The organism is Amaricoccus tamworthensis (genome assembly GCF_049800875.1).
GTDB classification, from domain to species: Bacteria; Pseudomonadota; Alphaproteobacteria; order Rhodobacterales; family Rhodobacteraceae; genus Amaricoccus; species Amaricoccus tamworthensis.
The window spans coordinates 1-19,933 of record NZ_JBNAFV010000013.1; the positions used below are offsets into that span (position 1 = coordinate 1).

Sequence of the window (19,933 nt, forward strand, 5' to 3'; positions counted from 1 at the left end):
GAGGGGTTCTGGCGGGAGCACGGGCAGCGGGTTGACTGGATCCGGCCCTATACGAAGGTGAAGAACACCTCGTTTGAGCCCGGCAATGTGAGCATCAAATGGTATGAGGATGGCACGCTGAACGTGGCGGCCAACTGCATCGACCGGCACCTGGCGACGCGGGGCGACCAGACGGCGATCCTGTTTGAGCCGGATGACCCGAAGGACCCGGCGCTGCACATCACCTACCGTCAGCTGCATGACAGCGTCTGCCGCATGGCGAATGTCCTGAAGGACCTCGGTGTGGGCAAGGGCGACCGGGTGGTGCTGTATCTCCCGATGATCCCGGAGGCGGCTTACGCAATGCTCGCCTGTGCGCGGATCGGCGCCATTCACTCGATCGTTTTCGCGGGCTTCTCGCCGGACGCGCTGGCCGCGCGGATCAACGGCTCCGAGGCCAAGGTGGTGATCACGGCGGATCACGCGCCGCGGGGCGGGCGGGTCACCCACCTCAAATCCAATACCGATGAGGCGCTGCTGCACTGCTCCGACAGGGTGAAGTGCCTGGTGGTCAAGCATACCGGCGCCCAGACCACCTGGATCGCCGACCGGGATGTGGACTGCAACGCGCTGATGGCCGAGGCCTCGAACGAATGCGCGCCGGAGGAGATGAATGCGGAGGATCCGCTGTTCATTCTCTACACCTCCGGCTCCACCGGCCAGCCCAAGGGCGTGGTGCACAGCTCCGGCGGCTATCTGGTTTACGCCTCGATGACCCATGAGATCGTGTTCGACTACCACGAGGGCGACGTGTTCTGGTGCACGGCCGATGTGGGCTGGGTCACGGGGCACAGCTACATCGTCTACGGGCCGCTCGCCAACGGCGCCACGACCGTGATGTTCGAGGGCGTGCCGACATTCCCCGACGCCTCGCGCTTCTGGCAGGTCTGCGAGAAGCATGGGGTCAACCAGTTCTACACCGCGCCGACGGCCATTCGCGCTTTGATGGCGCAGGGCACGGAGTTTGTGGAGAAATGTGACCTTTCCGCCCTGCGCACGCTTGGTACGGTGGGCGAGCCGATCAACCCGGAGGCCTGGAACTGGTACAACGACGTGGTGGGCAAGGGGAACTGCCCCATCGTCGACACCTGGTGGCAGACGGAAACCGGCGGGCATCTGCTGACCCCGCTGCCGGGCGCGCACACACCCAAGCCCGGTTCCGCGATGAAGCCGTTTTTCGGGGTGCAGCCGGTGGTGCTGGAGCCCACATCGGGCGAGGAGATCACGGAGGTGCCGTGCGAGGGTGTGCTGTGCCTCAAGGACAGCTGGCCCGCGCAGATGCGCACGGTCTGGGGCGACCACGAGCGGTTCGAGAAGACCTATTTCTCGGACTACAAGGGGTATTACTTCGCCGGGGACGGATGCAAACGGGATGAGGACGGGGATTTCTGGATCACGGGCCGCGTCGACGACGTGATCAACGTCTCCGGTCACCGCATGGGCACGGCCGAGATCGAGAGCGCGCTGGTGGCGCATGTAAAGGTGGCCGAGGCCGCCGTGGTGGGCTACCCGCATGACATCAAGGGGCAGGGCATCTACGCCTATGTCACGCTGATGGATGGCGAGGAATACACCGAGGAACTGCGCAAGGAGTTGCGCCAGTGGGTGCGCACGGAGATCGGGCCGATTGCGAGCCCTGATCTGATCCAGTGGGCACCGGGCCTGCCGAAGACCCGCTCGGGCAAGATCATGCGCCGCATCCTGCGCAAGATCGCCGAGGACGACTACGGCGCCCTCGGCGACACTTCCACTCTCGCCGACCCCTCCGTCGTCGACAATCTCATCGACAACAGGATGAACCGGGACTGACCGGACCGGGTGCCCCCGTGCGGGGCGCCGGCCGGCCGGAAGGAATGTGGCGGGGCGCAAAGGCCCCGTCGCCAAAACCGTAAACCCCGGATGTTTGTGCCAGGGAAAGCGGTGTGACTGACAGGGCAAACATCCCTGACTTTTTTCCGGGAGTTCTGGCGCAGTGACCGGTTGCGTCCCCGGATCAGCCTAAAAAATCTTGTCACCTGCGGTCATCGGGGACAGTCAACTTGAAAGGGAGGCCAACACATATGGCCGGAGAGTCATCCAACAATAACAGTTACTGGGCGGCGAATATCCGTCTGGTAAAAATATGCCTGGTGATCTGGGCGCTGGCATCGTTCGGTTTCGGCATTCTGCTGCGGCCGCTGCTGTCGGGCATCAGCGTTGGGGGGACGGACCTTGGGTTCTGGTTCGCCCAGCAGGGATCGATCCTCGTGTTTCTGATCCTGATCTTTTTCTACGCCTGGCGCATGAACAGGCTCGATATCGAACACGGCGTGGACGAGGAGTAAGGGACGGGTCATGGATCAGTTTACACTAAACCTGCTGGTGGTGGGTGCGACCTTCGCGCTCTATATCGGCATCGCGATCTGGGCCCGGGCGGGTTCCACATCGGAGTTCTACGCCGCCGGTCGCGGCGTTCATCCCGTAACGAACGGTATGGCCACGGCGGCTGACTGGATGTCGGCGGCCTCGTTCATCTCGATGGCCGGTCTCATCGCGTTCGGCGGATACGCCACCAGCTCCTATCTGATGGGCTGGACCGGCGGTTACGTTCTGCTCGCGCTTCTGCTGGCGCCCTACCTGCGCAAGTTCGGCAAGTTTACCGTCCCTGAGTTCATCGGTGACCGGTTCTACAGCCCGACGGCCCGCATGGTTGCGGTGATCTGTCTGATCGTGGCCTCGCTCACCTATGTTATCGGTCAGATGACCGGTGTGGGTGTTGCGTTCTCGCGCTTCCTGGAAGTTGAGAACAGCACGGGTCTGTTTATCGGTGCCGCGGTTGTGTTCTTCTACGCCGTTCTTGGTGGCATGAAGGGTGTGACCTACACCCAGGTGGCCCAGTACTGCGTCCTGATTACCGCCTACACCATTCCGGCCGTGTTTATTTCGCTGCAGCTGACGGGCAACCCGCTGCCGCCGCTTGGTCTGTTTGGGGATCACCTGCCGTCCGGTCAGCCTCTGCTTGAGACGCTGGACCAGGTTGTGACCGATCTTGGTTTTGCCGAGTACACCGCCCAGGACGGCTCGCCCTCATCCGTGATCAACATGGTCCTGTTCACGTTCTCACTGATGATCGGTACCGCCGGTCTGCCGCACGTCATCATCCGCTTCTTTACGGTGCCGAAGGTGGCCGACGCACGCTGGTCCGCCGGCTGGGCGCTGGTGTTCATTGCTCTGCTGTACCTGACTGCTCCGGCTGTTGGTGCCATGGCACGTCTGAACCTGATCACCACCATCTATCCCGGTGGCGTGGCTGAGGAGTCCATCGATTATGAGGCACGTCCCGACTGGGTGAAAAACTGGGAGCTGACGGGTCTTCTGAGCTTTGAGGACAAGAACGGCGACGGCAAGATCCAGTGGTACAATGACTCCTCCGAGAGCTTTGCCGCGACGGCCGAGGCCAATGGCTGGGCCGGTTCGGAGCTGACCGTGAACCGTGACATTCTGGTTCTGGCCAACCCCGAGATTGCACAGCTGCCTGGCTGGGTTATCGCGATCGTTGCGGCCGGTGGTCTGGCTGCCGCTCTTTCGACGGCTGCGGGTCTGCTGCTGGCGATTTCGTCCGCCGTGTCCCATGACGTGATCAAGGGTACGATCAATCCGAACATTTCGGAGAAGGGCGAACTGCTCTCGGCGCGTGTCTCCATGGCGGTTGCCATTGGTGTCGCGACCTGGCTGGGTCTCAATCCTCCGGGATTTGCGGCGCAGACGGTGGCTCTGGCCTTCGGTCTGGCGGCGGCGTCGATCTTCCCCGCTCTGATGATGGGTATCTTCTCCAAGCGGGTGAACAACACCGGGGCCGTTGCGGGCATGCTCGCGGGTCTTCTGTTCACGCTGGTCTACATCTTCCTGCACAAGGGCTGGTTCTTCATTCCCGGCACCAACATGTTCGAGGACAGCATCAGTGGTTCGCTTCTGGGCATCCAGTCCACGGCCATCGGATCGATTGGCGCGCTGATCAACTTCGGTGTGGCCATCATGGTCAGCCGCTCCACGGATGAGCCGCCGCAGGAGATCCAGGACCTGGTCGAGAGCATCCGCGTGCCGCGCGGTGCCGGTTCGGCCCAGGCCCACTAAGACAGGCCGGTTCGGACAGACACCCAGGTCCTGTCCGGACCAGCTTCCCACCCCGGCCCGTCCGGGGTGGGTTTTCAAATCGCCGGGACTGTCGCAGGATTGGGATATGGACAAGCTGACCGATCAACTCGCGGAGATCTCTCCCTTCGACACGCTGCCGGTGAATGTGCTTCAGATGGTGGCCTCGCAGGCCAAACCCCTGAAACACGCTGCCGGTGAGGTGGTTTACGGACCCGGGCAGACACTCGAATACTATTATCTGATTATCTCAGGCGAGGTGGAGATCCTTGATCCGAACAAGGTGCAGGTCTCGCTGGTGCAGGGGCGCCACGGATTTGGCAGCCGCAATCTTCTGAGAAATGTTCAGACCACGGGCTACACGCGCGCCGTGGTGGATGTGGAGCTTCTGCTCATTCCGGCGGAGGTGTTTCTGCTGCTGGTGCGGGAGCACCGGGATTTTGGCAAGTTTTACGCCGCCTCGCGGCCGGCGGCGATCCCGGCCGGCAATGATCTGGCGACCGTGCGCGTGTCGGACATCATGACGCGCAACCCGCTGAAGGTGGGGCCGAACGTCACCATTCAGGACGCGGCCGCGATGATGCGGGACGCGCGGGTTTCCAGCCTTGGCGTAGTCGCGGACGGGACGTTGACCGGGCTGGTGACGGCGCGGATTTTGACGATGAACGCGCTGGCGCGGGGGCTGTCGCCGGACACGAAGGTGGGTGAGGTCTGTGGCTCGGGGCCGCTGGGGCTGCCGTCCTCGTCGCTGGGCACGGATGTGTTGCAGGTGATGCTCGACAACCGGGTGGCGCATGTGCCGATCGTGGATAACGGGCGGTTTGTGGGCATCGTGTCGCAAACGGATGTGACGCGGTTTCAGGCGGTGACGTCGGCCGCGTTTCTCAATGACATGGCGGATGCGAAACGGGTGTCGGACCTGGCGCAGGTCACGGCGCGCATACCGCAGCTTCTGGCGCAGTCGGTGGCGTCGGGCAAGTCACATACGGTGGTGACGCGGCTGATTACGGATATTGCCGACGGGGTGACGAAGCGCCTGGTGCGGATGGCCGAGGAGGAGCTTGGGCCGCCGCCGGTGCCGTATCTGTGGCTGGCCTGCGGATCGCAGGGTCGGCGGGAGCAGACGGGTGTGTCGGATCAGGACAACTGTCTGATGCTCGACGACGCCGTGACGCCGGAGGACATGGGCTATTTTGAGAAGCTGGCGGATTTTGTCTGCGATGGTTTGAACGAATGCGGCTATGTCTACTGTCCCGGTGACATGATGGCGTCCAATCCGCGCTGGCGGCAGCCGGTCCGGGTGTGGCGCGAGTATTTCGCGGGTTGGGTGCAGAAGCCTGACCCGATGGCGCAGATGCTGGCCTCGGTGATGTTTGACCTGCGGCCCATTGCGGGGACCGTGAGCCTGTTTGAGAACCTTCAGCGGGAGACGCTGGAGATGGCTTCGCGCAACAGTATTTTCGTGGCCCATATGGTGAGCAACTCGCTCAAGCACGCGCCGCCGCTTGGGCTTCTGCGCGGGTTTGCGACGATCCGGTCGGGGGAGCACAAGAACCGGCTCGACATGAAGCATAATGGCGTGGTGCCTATTGTGGATCTGGGGCGGGTTTATGCGTTGCAGGGCAGGTTGACGCCGGCGAACACCATGATGCGGCTCAAGGCGGCGGAGAAGGCCGGGGTGATCAGCGCGTCCGGGGCGGGGGATCTCGTGGATGCGTATGACCTGATCGCGGAGACGCGGTTGTTGCATCAGGCGCGTCAGATCCGGGAGGGGGAAGCGCCGGACAATTTTGTCTCGCCAAATCTTCTATCGGCATTTGAGCGAAATCATTTGCGCGACGCGTTTCTGGTTGTACGGACCATGCAGTCGGCACTTGCTCATGGCCGGGCAACGGCCGGATAAAAAGACTTTGGGGGGCGCCTGATGCTGCTGGAATTTTTTGCCGCCATATTCACCGCGCTGGCCGCGGGTGGTGTGGCCATGCTGGTTGGGCGGCTTTCGGGCGGTGCCCTGCCGCGCTGGTTTACGCCGGTCTGCGCGGGTTTGGCGCTGTTCGCCTATGTGCTGTGGTCGGAATACACGTGGTATGGGCGCACGGTTGAGACCATGCCGGACAGTCTGGTGGTGGTGTCGGCCCATGAGAGCCGTCAGCCGTTCCGGCCCTGGACCTATGCCGTGCCGTTCGTGTCGCGGTTTGCGGCCGTGAACCAGGACATGCACAGGACCAATCCGAACGTGCCGGGCAAGGTTTTGACGGAGCTGGTGCTGTTCACGCGCTGGCAGCCGCCCTCGGCTCTGCCGATTGCCGTGGACTGTGAGCTGATGCGGCGGGCGGACATATCGGATGGAGCGGAATTTTCCGAGACAGGCGACATTGTGGGGGCCGAGTGGTTCGATCAGGACCCGGCTGATCCCGTGATGGACGCGGCGTGCGGTGCACGCTGACCGGGTTTTAGACCGGTCACGAATACCGACCCGGAAAAACCGGGCGTCATTTTAGGGGGATTGGACATGGAGATGTTCATGGGATGGAGCCTTCGGCTCCGGGTTCTTCTGATATTCATGGGACTCGGGGTTGGATGTCTCATAATTTTGCTGTCGGGTCTTTACGTCGGCTATCTTCGGGCCGGTGATGGAAACACCGAGAACGGCTTTTTCTTCGCCGGGGTTTATGGCGGGTTTCTGACCTTTGGGCTCGTCACGCTGGTGTGGTGGCTGTTTGACCTCAACGTGGCGAAGCCGACCCAGGGGCTGGCCAATCGCCTGCGGGTGCAGGCGCATTCCGGGGTGGCCGCAAGGTTCGACGGTGAGGACGCGCGGTATCTGGGTGATCTGGCGCCGGCGGCGCAGGCGGTGGCGGGCGAGCTGCACAGCGCGCGGTCGGATCTCGCGGAACTGGTTGAGCGGAACACGACGCGGATTTCGGCCGAAAAACAGCGGCTTGAGGCGATGCTGGGCGAACTGGACCAGGGCGTGGTCATGTGTTCGTCACGGCACCGGATCGTGTTTTACAATGACGTGGCGGCGCGGTGTCTGCCGGTGCCGGGGGGGGCCAACCTGGGCCGGATGCTGAGTGAGCATCTGGACATGGGACCGGTGGAGGAGGCGGTTGCGCGCCTGTCCGATCCGGAGGGTGCCGAGGTGCCGGTGCGGTTCAAATGTGCGCTGCGCTCGTCCGATGGCGCGCTGGTCTGTGAGCTTTACCGCGATCCGGACGGGACGGGGCCGCGGCCGGGTTACATGCTGACCTTCCGGCCGGAGAAACCGGTCGGCTCGCTGGCGGCGCGGGAAAGGCGGGGGGTGACCTATGATTTCTCGCTGCTCGATGAGGTGCCGGACTGTGACGTGGCGGCGGCGCGGCTGGAGGATTTGAGTTTCGTGGTATTCGACACGGAAACCACGGGTCTGTTCCCCTTCCAGGGTGATGAGTTGGTGCAGGTCGCGGGTATGCGGGTGGTGCGTGGCAAGCCCGTGCATACGGAGGTGTTCGACACGCTTGTGAACCCGGGCCGCAACATTCCGGCGGTGTCGACCGGGGTTCATGGCATCAGCGATGAGATGGTGAAGGACGCGCCGGGTCCGGTGGAGGCGGTCGCGGATTTCCGGCGCTATGTCGGGGATGCGGTGCTGGTCGCGCATAACGCGCCGTTCGATCTGGCGTTTTTGCGCCGGGCCGGGAAGGAGCGGGGCTATGCCTTTGACATTCCCGTCCTCGATACGGTCCTGTTGTCGGCGGTGGTGTTTGGAGAGACCGCAAGCCACACGCTCGACGACCTGGCGCAGCGGTTGGACGTGGTGATTCCGGAGGACAAACGGCACACGGCGCTTGGGGACGCGATGGCGACGACGGAGGTGTTCCTGAAGCTTCTGCCGGTGCTGCGGTCCCGTGGAATTACGACGTTTGGCGAGGCGGTCGAGGCCATGCGGCGTCACCGGAGGCTTTTGAAGGACAGCAACTGACGACCCCCCGGGCTCTTGCCCCGGGACGTGCGGAGGCCTAATGCTCGGTGATGGACGGACGCCTTTCATTTGGTGGTCACGTTAAGGCCATTCTCAGGATCGGCATTCCGTTAATCGGCAGTCACCTGGCGCAGATGGCCATCGGCGTGACCGATACATTGATGCTGGGATGGTATGATGTGACCACCCTGGCCGCGTCGGTTATTGGCAGTTCGCTTTTCTTCGTGATCTTCATTTTCGGGGCCGGGATCGGCAACGCGGTGATGCCGATGGTGGCCCAGGCCAATGCGTCCGGCGAGACGACGCAGGTGCGGCGCGTGACGCGGATGGGCATGTGGCTGGCCGTGATTTTCGGTGTGCTGGTCCTTCCGATATTTGTCTGGTCGGCGCCGCTGCTGCTCGGGATGGGGCAGGAGCCCGTGGTGGCGGATCTGGCGCAGACCTATCTGCGGATTGCGGGGCCGGGGATATTGCCCGCGATTTTGGTCACGGTTCTGCGCGGGTTTCTGTCCGGGCTGGAGCGGACAACTGTTTTGTTCGTGGCGACGGTCGCGGCGGCGGTTCTCAATGCGATTGTCAACTACGCGCTGATCTTCGGGAACTGGGGGTTTCCGGAACTGGGGATCGCGGGGGCGGCGATTGCGTCTGTGACGACCCATGCGCTCACTTTTGTCGTGCTGCTGGTGTATATTCGGCGGGTTTTGCCGGAGCATTCGCTGTTTTTGCGTCTGTGGAAGCCAGACTGGGAGGTGTTTTTTCGGGTGCAGAACATGGCCGTTCTGATCGGGTTGACCATGCTGGCCGAGGTGGGGCTTTTTGCCGCGTCGTCGGTGATTGTGGGCTGGACCGGGACACTGAACCTGGCTGCGCACGGGATTGCCATTCAGGTCACATCCGTCACATTCATGGTGCATCTGGGTCTGAGTGGTGTGGCGACGATCCGGGCGGGAAGCCATTACGGCCGCAGGGATGTTGTGGCTTTGCGCGATGGCGGACTGGCGATCATGGTTCTGTCGCTGGGGTATTCGGTGATTACCGCGATTTTGTTTGTCTGGATTCCGGAGCCTATGACGGGGCTGTTCCTGTCGCCGGATGATCCGGCGCGTGAGGAGATTATTGCGATTGCGTCGCTGCTGCTGCTGTTTGGAGCTGTCTTTCAGTTGGCGGACGGGGCGCAGGCGGCGGCGATTGGGCTCCTGCGCGGTATTCAGGACGTGCGGGTGCCGATGGTGATGGCGGCCCTGTCCTACTGGGCCGTGGGGATCCCCGTGGCGCTGGTGCTTTCCACATGGTTTGAGCTTGGAGCGCCAGGGGTTTGGATGGGTCTGATCGCGGGGCTGACCTGTGCGGGGATTTTGCTGAACTTCCGGTTCTGGCGCGATTTGTCCAAAACGGTCAGGTACCGCGACGGTTAGACCTCAGCCGACTGTGCGTTCGAGCACGTCCGTCCAGTTGCGCCAGCACACGCGTTCGGTAAGCTCGTCACCCCAGCCGTGATCGCGCATGGCCTGGACGAGATTTGGCAGACCGGCGCAGTCGGTGATGGCGGCGGGGATGGTGGCGCCGTCGAAATCGGAGCCGAGTGCCACGCCGCCCTCGCCCAGGATGCCGATGAGGTGGTCGAGATGGCGCAGCATAAGCTCAAGTGGCATGTCGGGGTCGCGCAGACCATCCTCGCGCAGGAAGTTCACGGCGTAGTTGAGGCCAACGAGGCCACCTGTTTCGGCGATGGCGGCAAGCTGTCTGTCGGTCAGGTTGCGCGCGGAGGGGGAGAGGGCGTGGACGTTGGAGTGGGTGGCAACAAGCGGTTTGTCGGAGATCCGGGCCACGTCCCAGAAGCCCGCCTCGTTGAGGTGGGAGAGGTCGACAAGAATGTTCATCCGGTTACAGGCCTCGACAAGGTCGCGGCCGAGGCCGGTGAGGCCGGGGCCGTTGTTTGGGTCGCCCGGGTGGCGGAACGGCACGCCGTATCCGAAGGCGTTGGGGCGTGACCAGACCGGGCCTATGGAGCGCAGACCGGCCGCATAAAACAGTTCGAGTTCCAAAAGGTCGGGGCCGATGCATTCGGCGCCCTCGATATGCATGATGGCCGCGATGGCGCCGCTGTCGCTGGCGGTTTGGATGTCGGCGGCCCTGCGGCAGATCTGCAGGGCCTCGGGATGGTTGCGTTCGAGGCGGAGCAGAATGCCGGCCATTTCCTGGGCGGTGCGCCGCGCGGTGAGGCCGTCGACCGGGGGCAGATAGGGGATGTCGAGGCGGCCGATGCCGGCGTCGTCAAACCCGCCTGATATTTCCTCGTTTGGAACGTAGATGGCGAAAAAACCACCGGCGAGGCCACCTTTGCGGGTGCGGGGCAGGTCGATGTGACCCCCGGTGCAGCCGTTGAGGAACCGGCCGGCCTCCATGTCATCGTTCCGCCAGAGACGGAGGAGGAGATCGTTGTGGCCGTCAAATATCTTTTGCATTTCAGTATCCTGCGGATCGGTGTTCAGGTGGTGCGACATGTGGCATTTGTTAATTGTGGACAGGGTGGCGGAATGCGGCTGCGAGTTCCAGTGGTGAAATGCGCAGGCCCGCGTTTTCGATACTGTTTGCATACGAATGAAGCGGCGCGGGTGTGGCTGGGGACGAAACTTTGGCAATCGGTTGTAGGCCGGGCTGGCGTTGCCTTGACAGCGGAGGCCGTTCCACGTTCCTATTCGCCCACAATGAAAACCGGACCGCACCAATGCCGGCCGAATTCGACAAGGAGCTTCAGTCTTGAAACACGCTGGATTACTGGCGGCCTCGGCCGCAATAGCACTCGCATTCTCAACCCCGGGACATGTGTTCGCCGAAACGCCAGCCGATACCCTGGTGATTGCGGACAAGATTGATGACATTGTATCGCTGGACCCGGCGGAGTCGTTTGAGTTTTCGGGCAACGACATGCTCAACAACATCTACGACACGCTGGTTGAACTGGACCCGGCCGATCTGGGGCCGCTGGTGCCGGGACTGGCGGAGAGCTGGGAACTTGCCGATGACGGCGTGACCTACACGTTCCAGATCCGTCAGGGCGTGAAGTTTGAATCAGGCAATGAGATGACGGCGGAAGACGCGGCGTTTTCGCTGCAGCGGGCCGTGATCCTCGACAAGACGCCGTCGTTCATTCTGGATCAGTTCGGATTTACCGCCGACAACGTGGCGGAGAAGATCAAGGCCACGGGTGATTACGAGCTGACGATTGTCACGGACAAGCCCTATGCGCCGTCGTTCTTCTACAACTGCCTGACCGCTGGCGTGGCCGCCATCGTGGACAAGGAAGCCGCGATGGCCAATGAGGTCGACGGTGACATGGGCCATGAATGGCTTAAGTCCAATTCGGCCGGGACGGGCGCCTATAACCTGCGCAGCTACAAGCCGTCCGAGAGCTATGTTCTGGAAGCCAAGGACGAATACTGGCGCGGCACGCCGGCGCTCAAACGCGTGTTCCTGCGCCACGTGGCAGAGCCCGCAACACAGCGGCTGCTGCTTGAGAAGGGCGACATCGACATTGCCCGCAAGCTGACCCCGGTGGACATCGAGGGAATTGCGGATAACGGGGACGTCAAGGTCGTTGACGAGGTGAAGGGGCGGATCATGTATGTTTCGCTCAACCAGAAGAAGGAGCCGCTGAACAATCCGGCGGTGATCGAGGCGTTCAAGTACCTGATCGACTATGAGGGCATGTCCTCGACCTTCCTCAAGGGCCAGTACCGGACGCACCAGTCTTTCCTGCCTGCGGGTTTCCTCGGCGCGATTGAGGATACGCCGTATTCGCTCGACGTTGAAAAGGCCAAGGCGATTTTGGACGAGGCCGGAGTTGAGCCGTTCACGTTCCTGATCTATGTCAGGAACGATCAGGAACGTCTTGATATGGCACAGTCTTTCCAGTCGACACTGGCACAGGCCGGGATCACGGCGGAGCTGCGCGTTGGTACGGGCAGCGAGATCCTGGGCGAGTACCGGGCGCGGAACCATGACGTCTATCTGGGCGCATGGGGGCCGGACTATCCGGACCCGCACACCAATGCGGACACCTTTGCGCGCAACCCTGGCAATGCGGATGAGGACGCCAATACCGGTATTCTCGCCTGGCGGAACGCCTGGGAGGCCAAGGAGGTCAACGACCTGACCAACGCGGCGGTGCTGGAGAAGGATTCCGAAAAGCGCGCGGTTCTCTATGAGGACATTCAGCGCACGCACCAGGAGGTCTCGCCCTTCATGCCGATGTTCCAGCAGATTCAGCAGGTTGCGATGCAGAACAGCGTTGAGGGTTTCAGCCAGGGCGGGTCGATTCATTCGGCCTTCTACTGGGCGACAACCAAGTGACAATGAGACACGGTTCGGCCCGGATGAATTTCCGGGCCGACGTGGTTTGACGGATTCCCAATGACATCAGTTTCCTCATCCGACAGCGGGGGTGCCGCGGCGCGGGCCAGATCCGGTCTGTCCGGGTTTTTGCGCCTGGTCGCGACGCTGGCCGCCACGTTCCTCGGGCTATTGGCCGTGACGTTTATCATCGGTCGGATCATTCCGATTGATCCTGTCCTGTCGATCCTCGGGGAACGGGCAACGGAAGAGCAGATGGCGGCGGCGCGTGAGCGGCTGGGTCTGAATGATCCGCTGATCGTGCAGTTCGGGATTTACGTGCGGGATGCCTTGTCGGGGGATTTCGGCACGTCGCTTCTGACCTCGCGGCCGGTGCTTGAGGATGTGAAACGGGTGTTTCCCGCGACGTTGGAGCTGTCGACGATTGCCACGATCCTGGGCGTTCTGTTTGGCATCCCGGCGGGGGTGCTGGCGGCGACGAAACCTGGATCGCTGGCCGATCAGCTCGTGCGGCTGGTGGGTCTGATGGGGTATTCGATGCCGGTGTTCTGGCTGGGTCTGATGGGGCTGTTGATTTTCTACGGGCAGCTTGACTGGGTCGGCGGTCCGGGGCGGCTTGATACGACATATGAGTTTATGGCCGAGCTGGATGTGCCGGTGGTGACGGGCATGATCCTGATCGATACGGCGCTCGCCGGGCAGTGGGACATTTTTGGCAATGCGCTCAGCCACATCATTTTGCCGGCGTCGGTTTTGGGTTACTACTCAATGGCTTATATCAGCCGGATGACACGGTCGTTCATGCTCGAACAACTCGGTCAGGAATATATCACGACTGCGCGGGTCAAGGGCGTGCCGGAATGGCGGGTCGTGTGGGTGCACGCGCTGCGCAACATTGCGGTGCCGCTGATTACGGTGATTGCGCTGAGTTACGCCTATCTGCTGGAGGGGTCGGTTCTGACGGAGACGGTTTTCGCCTGGCCGGGGCTTGGCCTTTATATCACCAATGCGCTGTTTTCGAGTGACATTGCGGCGGTGATGGGCGGTACCATTGTGGTGGGAACGGTGTTTATCCTGCTGAATCTGTTCTCCGATTTCCTCTACAAACGGTTTGATCCGAGGGCCAGGGCATGAGTGTTTTGTCGCGGGAGTGGCTGCTTGATCCCAGCCCGAAATCACGGGGACAGGCGCGAGCAGGGCAGATCTACCTCGGGTTTGTTCGGCTGTTTCGCAACCGGCTGGCCCTGACCGGGCTGATCGTTGTGTTGGCACTGGTGGTGATTGCGATTTTTGCGCCGCTGTTTGCTACGCATGATCCGGTGGCGCAGGTGTTGCAAGACCGGTTGCAGCCGCCCCTTTCACCTGGCCATATCCTCGGCACGGACGAGTTTGGGCGGGATATATGGAGCCGTCTGGTCTATGGCTCACGGGTGACGCTTTATATCGTGCTGCTGGTGACGCTGACTGCGCCGGTGATCGGGCTGATTATCGGGACGGTGTCGGGGTATTTTGGCGGCTGGACCGATACGGTTCTTATGCGGATTACCGATATTTTTCTGGCGTTTCCGCGGCTTATCCTGGCACTTGCATTCGTTGCGGCACTGGGGCCGGGGGTGGAAAATGCGGTTCTGGCCATCGCGCTTACGGCCTGGCCGCCCTACGCAAGGGTGGCGCGGGCGGAGACGCTGAGCATCCGGTCGACGGATTATATCGCGGCGGTGAGGTTGCAGGGGGCGTCGTCGGGACGGATTTTGTTCTCCCACGTGGCGCCCATGTGTCTGCCATCGGTGATCGTTCGTGTGACGCTTGATATGGCGGGGATTATCCTGACGGCGGCGGGGCTTGGGTTTCTCGGCCTTGGCGCGCAGCCGCCTTTGCCGGAATGGGGGCTGATGATCTCGTCGGGGCGGAAGTTCCTGTTTGAGCAGTGGTGGGTTGCGACCATGCCGGGGTTGGCGATCTTTATTGTGAGTCTGGGGTTCAATCTGCTCGGTGACGGATTGCGCGATGTGCTGGATCCTAGGAGTTCGGGGAAATGAGCCTGCTGAACGTTGAGGATCTGCGCGTTACGTTCGACACTGAGACCGGGCCGGTGGAGGCGGTACGCGGGATTTCGTTTCACCTCGACCGGGAACGGCTTGGGATTGTTGGGGAATCCGGTTCCGGCAAGACCATGACCGGGCGGTCAATTTTGCGGCTGATCCGCCCGCCGGGTCGGATTGAGGCGAAGCGCATGGAGTTCGATGGCATCGACCTGCTCAGTATCAGTGAAAAGCGGATGCGGCAGATCCGGGGCAACCGGATTTCCATGGTGATGCAGGACCCGAAATACTCTCTTAATCCGGTGATGAAGATCGGGGCGCAGCTGACCGAGGGGCTGCGCATGCATGACGGGGCCAAGGGCGGAAAGGCCAAACAGCAGGCGCTCGACATGCTGGAGGCGGTGCAGATTACCGATCCGGAGCGCGTGTTTCATGCCTATCCGCATGAGATGTCGGGGGGCATGGGGCAGAGGGTGATGATCGCCATGATGCTCATTCCCGATCCGGACCTCCTGATTGCGGATGAACCGACATCGGCGCTGGATGTGACCGTGCAGGGCGAGGTTCTGGATATTCTGGATCGGCTGGTGCGGGAGCGGGGCATGGGGCTGATTTTCGTGTCCCACGACCTGCCGCTGGTGTCGCGGTTTTGCGACCGGGTGCTGGTGATGTATCAGGGGCGCGTTGTGGAGGAGCTGGACGCGAAAAACCTCCACGGCGCGGAGCATCCGTACACACAGGGCTTGCTCAACTGCCTGCCGAAGTTTGGTGGTGACCGGCAGCCGCTGCCGGTGCTGAACCGCGATGCGGCCTGGGCGGAGTAGGGCATGTCACTGATTAGTATTGAAAATCTGTCCGTGACCTTTGGTGAGGGATCTCAGACCGTGCGGGCTGTCCGGGACGTGTCGATTGATGTTGCGGCCAAGGGGTCCTGCGGCCTGGTGGGTGAATCCGGGTCGGGGAAATCGACGGTTCTGCGGGCCATGTGCGGGCTGGCGCCGGTGGCCTCGGGGCGTATCCTGATCGACGGGGTGCCGGTGCCGGAACCGAGGGATATTGCCTTTACCCGGCGGGTGCAGATGGTGTTTCAGGACCCCTACGGCTCGCTGCACCCGAAACGGACGGTGGATGCGACCCTGTCGGAGCCGCTGCGGATACATGGGGTTAGGGGCCGTGACGCGAAGGTGATCCGGGCGCTGGAGGATGTGGGGCTCGATCCGCGTTTTCGGTTCCGCTATCCGCATCAGCTGTCAGGCGGTCAACGGCAAAGGGTGGCCATTGCGCGGGCGCTGATGCTGGAGCCGGAGATACTGCTGCTCGATGAGCCCACCTCGGCGCTGGATGCGTCGGTTCAGGCGGAGGTTCTCAACCTTCTCAACCGCTTGCGGGCCGAACGTGGACTGACATTTTTGATGGTCAGTCACGATTTGGCGGTGATCGATTTCATGTGCGACGACATTGTCGTGATGAAACAGGGCCAGGTGGTCGAGTCGATAGACCGGGAGGCGCTGGCCGGGGGGCGGTCGACGCAGCAGTACACGCGGGAGTTGCTGGAGGCGAGCAGTTACGTGGAGGCGGCGGCGGGTTAGGACTGCCGTTCGGAACCGGGAGGGCTCACCGAAAGTTGCGGTCACAGCATTGCATGTGGCCTGTACGCCAATCAGTATTGGTCTAGCATCGGGATACATGCACGACACTACGGGAGAAAACTCATGAGCCTTCGCCCCCATGCCGCCGCAGCGCTTGCCGTGCTGATCGCCTCGTGCGGATCGGTCAATGGCCAGAATTTCAATGACGCGCCACCGAATGCTGAAGGGCAGACACCGGCTTTTCCGGAGCAGACGCGCGCGCCGGTGATCGACGCGGGCACGACCCTGCGGCGTGAGGTGATCGTTGATGGGCTGGAAAACCCCTGGGGTATTGACCAGTTGCCTGACGGGAGCTGGCTTTTGACAGAGCGGAAGGGGCGAATGCGCATTGTCAGCCCGGATGGCACCCTGTCGGACCCGATTGCGGGCCTGCCGGAAGTGGACTCGCGTGGACAGGGCGGGCTGCTGGACGTGACGGTGGCTGATGATTTTGCGGAGACGCGGCGCGTCTGGTGGAGTTTCTCTGAACCACGGGGCAATGGCTCAAACGCCACTGCGGTGGCGACCGGAATTCTGTCGGAAGAGGCGGACCGGATGAGGGAGGTCGAGGTGATCTTTCAGCAGCAGCCGGCCTGGCGGTCCACCAAGCATTACGGCTCGCGCCTCGTGTTCGACCAGGAGGGCGCGCTGTTCGTGACCACGGGTGAGCGGTCGGATGCGGAGCCGCGCAAGCTTGCGCAGGATGTCGACGCGCATCTGGGCAAGGTGGTCCGGATCAATCCAATGGGTGGCGCGGCCGCCGGTAATCCGGAGATAGAGGGCGGGTTGCCGGAAATCTGGTCCTATGGGCACCGCAATCTTCAGTCAGCGGCGCTGGCCCCTGACGGGACGCTCTGGACGGTGGAACATGGGCCGCGTGGCGGTGATGAGCTGAACCAGCCGCAGCCGGGTTTGAACTACGGCTGGCCCGAGGTCACCTACGGCGAGGAATATTCCGGGGTGCCGGTTGGTGAGGGCATCACCGCACGCGACGATGTGGAGCAGCCGGTCTACTACTGGGACCCGGTGATCGCGCCGTCGGGGATGGTGTTCTATGACGGTGACATGTTTCCCGACTGGCAGGGCGATGCGCTGATTGGTGGTCTGGCCGGTCAGGCTCTGGTGCGTCTGACGCTGGAGGACGGGCGTGTGACCGGTGAGGCGCGTTATCTGCAGGATGAGGGGCGCGTCAGGGATGTCGATGTGGACCAGGAGGACGGGTCCATCGTGATCCTGACCATCTCCGGAGACGGGGCGCTGGTGCGGTTGCTGCCGGAGGAGTGAGGTCGAAGGCGGAGCGGCGGGGCCAGGGCCCCGCCTTACCGGAACGTCAGCCGCGTCCGAATAGTGGCATGTTGGTGGCCATGACGGTCACGAAGGGGATGTTGGCCTCGGGCGGCAGTGAGGCCATGTGAAGCACCGTGTCGGCGACGGCGGAGACGTCCATCATTGCTTCGGGCCGTTTGGAGCCATCGGCCTGAATCACTCCGGTTTTCATGCGTTTGGACAGGTCCGTCAGCGCGTTTCCAATGTCGATCTGGCCGCAGCCGATGCCGAAGGGGCGTCCATCGAGGGCCAGTGTTTTGGTCAGGCCGGTGACCGCGTGCTTGGACAGCGTGTAGGGGGCTGAACCTGGACGCGGTGTGCGGGCCGATACGGAGCCGTTGTTGATGATGCGGCCGCCCTGGGGGTCCTGGGCGCGCATGGTTGCAAAAGCCGCGCGGGCGGTGAGGAAGGTTCCGGAGATATTGACCTCCATGACCTGTCGCCACTGTTCCGGGGTGATTTCGTCGATGGTGGCGGCCGGTACGTTGGTGCCGGCGTTGTTGAAGAGCACGTCGAGGCGGCCGGCCTGTTCGGTGAAGGTGCGGAAGGCCTGGGCGACCTGGTCGGGAGAGGTCACGTCGCAGGGCAGGGTCAGGGCGCCTGGGGCGGATCCCGCGGTTTCGAGGAGCGGTTCCTCGCGGCGGCCGATCAGGCCCACGGTCCAGCCCTCGTCGAGAAACCGACGGGCGGTTGCCCGGCCTATGCCGCTGCCCGCGCCGGTGATGATTATGGTTTTAGCTGTCATTGTGAATTCTCCTTCCCGCGCGCAGACTAGGCGAGCCGGGCAGCGGCCTGAAGCGAAAAGCGCGGGAGCGACCGGATGGCTTTTGCCGGTGCGTGGCAAGGATGCAGGTGACGGCGTCCGGCGGGTTTGGTACTCCGGTTGTATGGGCCGCGTATTTTTCCCGGCCAGGTAGGGAGGCACAGATTATGCCGGTTCGCAGTAAACGCCGTCCGTTGTCGGAAACCGTGAAGGACAGGCTGGCCCGGGCGATCAAGTCCGGGGCCTATTCCGAGAGCGAGCAGTTGCCGACGGAGCATGATCTGGCGGCCGAGTTTGGCGTGTCCCGGCCAATTGTGCGCGAGGCCCTGCAGGGGTTGCGGGACATGGGGCTGATCCATTCCCGGCGGGGTGCCGGGAGTTTTGTGCGGCATGTGGGAGTGCGGGAACCGATCGGGTTCGATCCGCTCGAAAGCCGCGATGACCTGTCGCAGTGTTACGAGTTTCGACTGACGATTGAGCCGAAGGCCGCAGCGGCGGCGGCGGAGCGGCATGGGGATGCGGCGCTGGCCGATATTGAGGGGGCGCTGGCGGATATGCGCCGGGCCACGGACCGGCAGAGCCACCGGGATGATGCGGATTTTTCATTTCATCTCGCCATCGCCAATGCCAGCCGCAATTCATATTTCGCGACGGCTTTTGCCGCGCTCAAGGAGCATATTGCGGTGGGAATGCAGGCACATGGCCGGTCGCTGAAGGCGGAGGCCGGGGCGCTGGAGCGGGTTTATGCGGAGCATCAGGCGATTGTGGATGCGATCCGCGAGCGTGATGCGCCGCGGGCGGAGGCGTTGATGCACGAGCATCTGACCGGCTCCCAGGCGCGGATGGTTGACGGGTTGGACCGTGGGGCCGAATAGAGCTAAGTGACAGGTGGTCGTCAGAACCGTGCGGACACACCGACAACCGGGCCGCTCAGGTCGATGGCCCAGTCCGATCCACGAATGTCCTTTTCAATGGACAGGTGGCGGTACCCGAGTTCCGCGGACCAGGTACCGTTGAAGCGGTATCCTACCGCGCCGACGGCCTGCCAGCTCAGATCAGACGATGACCCGATGCCGAAACCGCCAACATCCGCGGTTCCGACCACGAACCACGATTCGGATAGCGGCGCGTAGCCGTTGACGCCAAGTGTAAGGTCAGCCCAGGAACTGCTCAGGTCTGAATTCCTGTTTGCGACCAGATCGCTTTTCAGTTCGGTGCCGAGGCTGATGTCGTACCAGCGGACGCCGCCGGTCAGGTTGACGAAGCCGCGCGGGGTGTCGACCACGCGGTAGAGCCCCTTGAGGTTCAGCATGGCCAGTTTAAGATCGACATCGGCATCGTCGAACACCAGGCCAAGCGGAGGTTCCGCCTCCTTGCCGAGTTCGGTGTAGAGAAAGTCCGCCGTGACACCCCACTTTCCGTTATGGGCGGTAACCAGTCCCATGAATACGCCCTCGAGGTATTCAAGAACACTACCGCCGCCTGGTTCCATTTCGACCTCGCCGAGCGGTGTTGTTATCGTGCCCGTCATGCTGGGCAGCCAGCCGTAGAGGGCGCCGGAGTACTGCCAGTCCTCGGCGGTGGCCGGGGCGGCGCCGGCAAGTGCGATCGCGACCGAAATTGCGGCGGTTCGTTTCACTGGAATGGTCCTTCGGTTGTCTGCGTGGGGGCAGGATACGTCACCCGAAGG

The 19,933-nt window shown here is 62.6% G+C and carries 17 protein-coding genes; 14 read left to right on the top strand and 3 right to left on the bottom strand.

Annotated features, from left to right (window positions below; genetic code table 11):
* From acs to ACP15P_RS17045, 7 genes are all read left to right on the top strand, one after another.
* On the top strand, positions 1–1,848 hold a 1,848-nt coding region (gene acs / locus ACP15P_RS17015; RefSeq protein ID WP_424929656.1), incomplete at its 5' end, for an acetate--CoA ligase.
* A gap of 251 nt (positions 1,849–2,099) precedes the next feature.
* Complete coding sequence (locus tag ACP15P_RS17020) at positions 2,100–2,363, top strand: DUF4212 domain-containing protein (RefSeq protein WP_424929657.1); 264 nt, start codon at positions 2,100–2,102, stop codon at positions 2,361–2,363.
* 10 nt (positions 2,364–2,373) lie between these two features.
* Positions 2,374–4,152 carry a sodium:solute symporter family protein gene (locus ACP15P_RS17025; RefSeq protein ID WP_424929658.1) on the top strand — a complete coding sequence of 593 codons (1,779 nt, stop codon included), beginning with the start codon at positions 2,374–2,376 and terminating at the stop codon, positions 4,150–4,152.
* Between the two features lie 106 nt (positions 4,153–4,258).
* Positions 4,259–6,073 (top strand): DUF294 nucleotidyltransferase-like domain-containing protein, encoded by a 1,815-nt coding sequence (locus ACP15P_RS17030; RefSeq protein WP_424929659.1) that lies wholly within the window; start codon positions 4,259–4,261, stop codon positions 6,071–6,073.
* Positions 6,074–6,094: 21 nt separating this feature from the next.
* Positions 6,095–6,616 (top strand): hypothetical protein, encoded by a 522-nt coding sequence (locus tag ACP15P_RS17035; RefSeq protein ID WP_424929660.1) that lies wholly within the window; start codon positions 6,095–6,097, stop codon positions 6,614–6,616.
* A 78-nt stretch (positions 6,617–6,694) separates the two neighbouring features.
* Positions 6,695–8,131 carry a 3'-5' exonuclease gene (locus ACP15P_RS17040; protein WP_424929661.1) on the top strand — a complete coding sequence of 479 codons (1,437 nt, stop codon included), beginning with the start codon at positions 6,695–6,697 and terminating at the stop codon, positions 8,129–8,131.
* A gap of 50 nt (positions 8,132–8,181) precedes the next feature.
* The gene (locus tag ACP15P_RS17045) at positions 8,182–9,546 is read left to right on the top strand and encodes an MATE family efflux transporter (protein ID WP_424929662.1); all 1,365 of its coding nucleotides are present in this window, start codon (positions 8,182–8,184) and stop codon (positions 9,544–9,546) included.
* Between the two features lie 3 nt (positions 9,547–9,549).
* Here ACP15P_RS17045 and ACP15P_RS17050 read toward each other — a convergent pair whose 3' ends face one another.
* Positions 9,550–10,596, bottom strand: a complete 1,047-nt coding sequence (locus tag ACP15P_RS17050; protein ID WP_424929663.1) for a dipeptidase — start codon at positions 10,594–10,596, stop codon at positions 9,550–9,552.
* Positions 10,597–10,891: 295 nt separating this feature from the next.
* Between ACP15P_RS17050 and ACP15P_RS17055 the strand changes: the two genes are divergently transcribed.
* The 6 genes from ACP15P_RS17055 to ACP15P_RS17080 all read left to right on the top strand — a co-directional run bounded on the left by ACP15P_RS17055 (position 10,892) and on the right by ACP15P_RS17080 (position 17,438).
* Complete coding sequence (locus tag ACP15P_RS17055) at positions 10,892–12,484, top strand: ABC transporter substrate-binding protein (protein WP_424929664.1); 1,593 nt, start codon at positions 10,892–10,894, stop codon at positions 12,482–12,484.
* Positions 12,485–12,544: 60 nt separating this feature from the next.
* The gene (locus ACP15P_RS17060; protein WP_424929665.1) at positions 12,545–13,618 is read left to right on the top strand and encodes an ABC transporter permease; all 1,074 of its coding nucleotides are present in this window, start codon (positions 12,545–12,547) and stop codon (positions 13,616–13,618) included.
* Positions 13,615–14,523, top strand: a complete 909-nt coding sequence (gene nikC, locus ACP15P_RS17065) for a nickel transporter permease (RefSeq protein WP_424929666.1) — start codon at positions 13,615–13,617, stop codon at positions 14,521–14,523. Before ACP15P_RS17060 ends, nikC begins: the two co-directional genes overlap by 4 nt.
* The gene (locus ACP15P_RS17070; RefSeq protein ID WP_424929667.1) at positions 14,520–15,350 is read left to right on the top strand and encodes an ABC transporter ATP-binding protein; all 831 of its coding nucleotides are present in this window, start codon (positions 14,520–14,522) and stop codon (positions 15,348–15,350) included. Before nikC ends, ACP15P_RS17070 begins: the two co-directional genes overlap by 4 nt.
* A 3-nt stretch (positions 15,351–15,353) precedes the next feature.
* Entirely contained in the window at positions 15,354–16,115 is a 762-nt protein-coding gene (locus ACP15P_RS17075; protein WP_424929668.1) for an ABC transporter ATP-binding protein, read from the top strand.
* A gap of 123 nt (positions 16,116–16,238) precedes the next feature.
* A complete protein-coding gene (locus ACP15P_RS17080) occupies positions 16,239–17,438 on the top strand; it encodes a PQQ-dependent sugar dehydrogenase (RefSeq protein WP_424929669.1) in 1,200 nt (399 codons plus the stop codon).
* A 46-nt stretch (positions 17,439–17,484) separates the two neighbouring features.
* Here ACP15P_RS17080 and ACP15P_RS17085 read toward each other — a convergent pair whose 3' ends face one another.
* The gene (locus tag ACP15P_RS17085; RefSeq protein WP_424929670.1) at positions 17,485–18,225 is read right to left on the bottom strand and encodes an SDR family oxidoreductase; all 741 of its coding nucleotides are present in this window, start codon (positions 18,223–18,225) and stop codon (positions 17,485–17,487) included.
* Between the two features lie 185 nt (positions 18,226–18,410).
* Here ACP15P_RS17085 and ACP15P_RS17090 point away from each other — a divergent pair, with 185 nt between their 5' ends.
* Positions 18,411–19,118 (top strand): FadR/GntR family transcriptional regulator, encoded by a 708-nt coding sequence (locus tag ACP15P_RS17090; protein WP_424929671.1) that lies wholly within the window; start codon positions 18,411–18,413, stop codon positions 19,116–19,118.
* 20 nt (positions 19,119–19,138) lie between these two features.
* Here the strand turns inward: ACP15P_RS17090 and ACP15P_RS17095 are convergent, their stop codons facing one another.
* A complete protein-coding gene (locus ACP15P_RS17095) occupies positions 19,139–19,882 on the bottom strand; it encodes a hypothetical protein (protein ID WP_424929672.1) in 744 nt (247 codons plus the stop codon).
* Positions 19,883–19,933: the final 51 nt, after the last annotated feature.

What these genes read in the sequence shown, in the direction of transcription:
- ACP15P_RS17020 (WP_424929657.1), top strand. Translation starts at nt 2,100, where the DNA reads ATGGCCGGAGAGTCATCCAACAATAACAGTTACTGGGCGGCGAATATC.
- ACP15P_RS17025 (WP_424929658.1), top strand. Translation starts at nt 2,374, where the DNA reads ATGGATCAGTTTACACTAAACCTGCTGGTGGTGGGTGCGACCTTCGCG.
- ACP15P_RS17030 (WP_424929659.1), top strand. Translation starts at nt 4,259, where the DNA reads ATGGACAAGCTGACCGATCAACTCGCGGAGATCTCTCCCTTCGACACG.
- ACP15P_RS17035 (WP_424929660.1), top strand. Translation starts at nt 6,095, where the DNA reads ATGCTGCTGGAATTTTTTGCCGCCATATTCACCGCGCTGGCCGCGGGT.
- ACP15P_RS17040 (WP_424929661.1), top strand. Translation starts at nt 6,695, where the DNA reads ATGGGATGGAGCCTTCGGCTCCGGGTTCTTCTGATATTCATGGGACTC.
- ACP15P_RS17045 (WP_424929662.1), top strand. Translation starts at nt 8,182, where the DNA reads ATGGACGGACGCCTTTCATTTGGTGGTCACGTTAAGGCCATTCTCAGG.
- ACP15P_RS17050 (WP_424929663.1), bottom strand. Translation starts at nt 10,596, where the DNA reads ATGCAAAAGATATTTGACGGCCACAACGATCTCCTCCTCCGTCTCTGG.
- ACP15P_RS17060 (WP_424929665.1), top strand. Translation starts at nt 12,545, where the DNA reads ATGACATCAGTTTCCTCATCCGACAGCGGGGGTGCCGCGGCGCGGGCC.
- nikC (WP_424929666.1), top strand. Translation starts at nt 13,615, where the DNA reads ATGAGTGTTTTGTCGCGGGAGTGGCTGCTTGATCCCAGCCCGAAATCA.
- ACP15P_RS17070 (WP_424929667.1), top strand. Translation starts at nt 14,520, where the DNA reads ATGAGCCTGCTGAACGTTGAGGATCTGCGCGTTACGTTCGACACTGAG.
- ACP15P_RS17075 (WP_424929668.1), top strand. Translation starts at nt 15,354, where the DNA reads ATGTCACTGATTAGTATTGAAAATCTGTCCGTGACCTTTGGTGAGGGA.
- ACP15P_RS17080 (WP_424929669.1), top strand. Translation starts at nt 16,239, where the DNA reads ATGAGCCTTCGCCCCCATGCCGCCGCAGCGCTTGCCGTGCTGATCGCC.
- ACP15P_RS17085 (WP_424929670.1), bottom strand. Translation starts at nt 18,225, where the DNA reads ATGACAGCTAAAACCATAATCATCACCGGCGCGGGCAGCGGCATAGGC.
- ACP15P_RS17090 (WP_424929671.1), top strand. Translation starts at nt 18,411, where the DNA reads ATGCCGGTTCGCAGTAAACGCCGTCCGTTGTCGGAAACCGTGAAGGAC.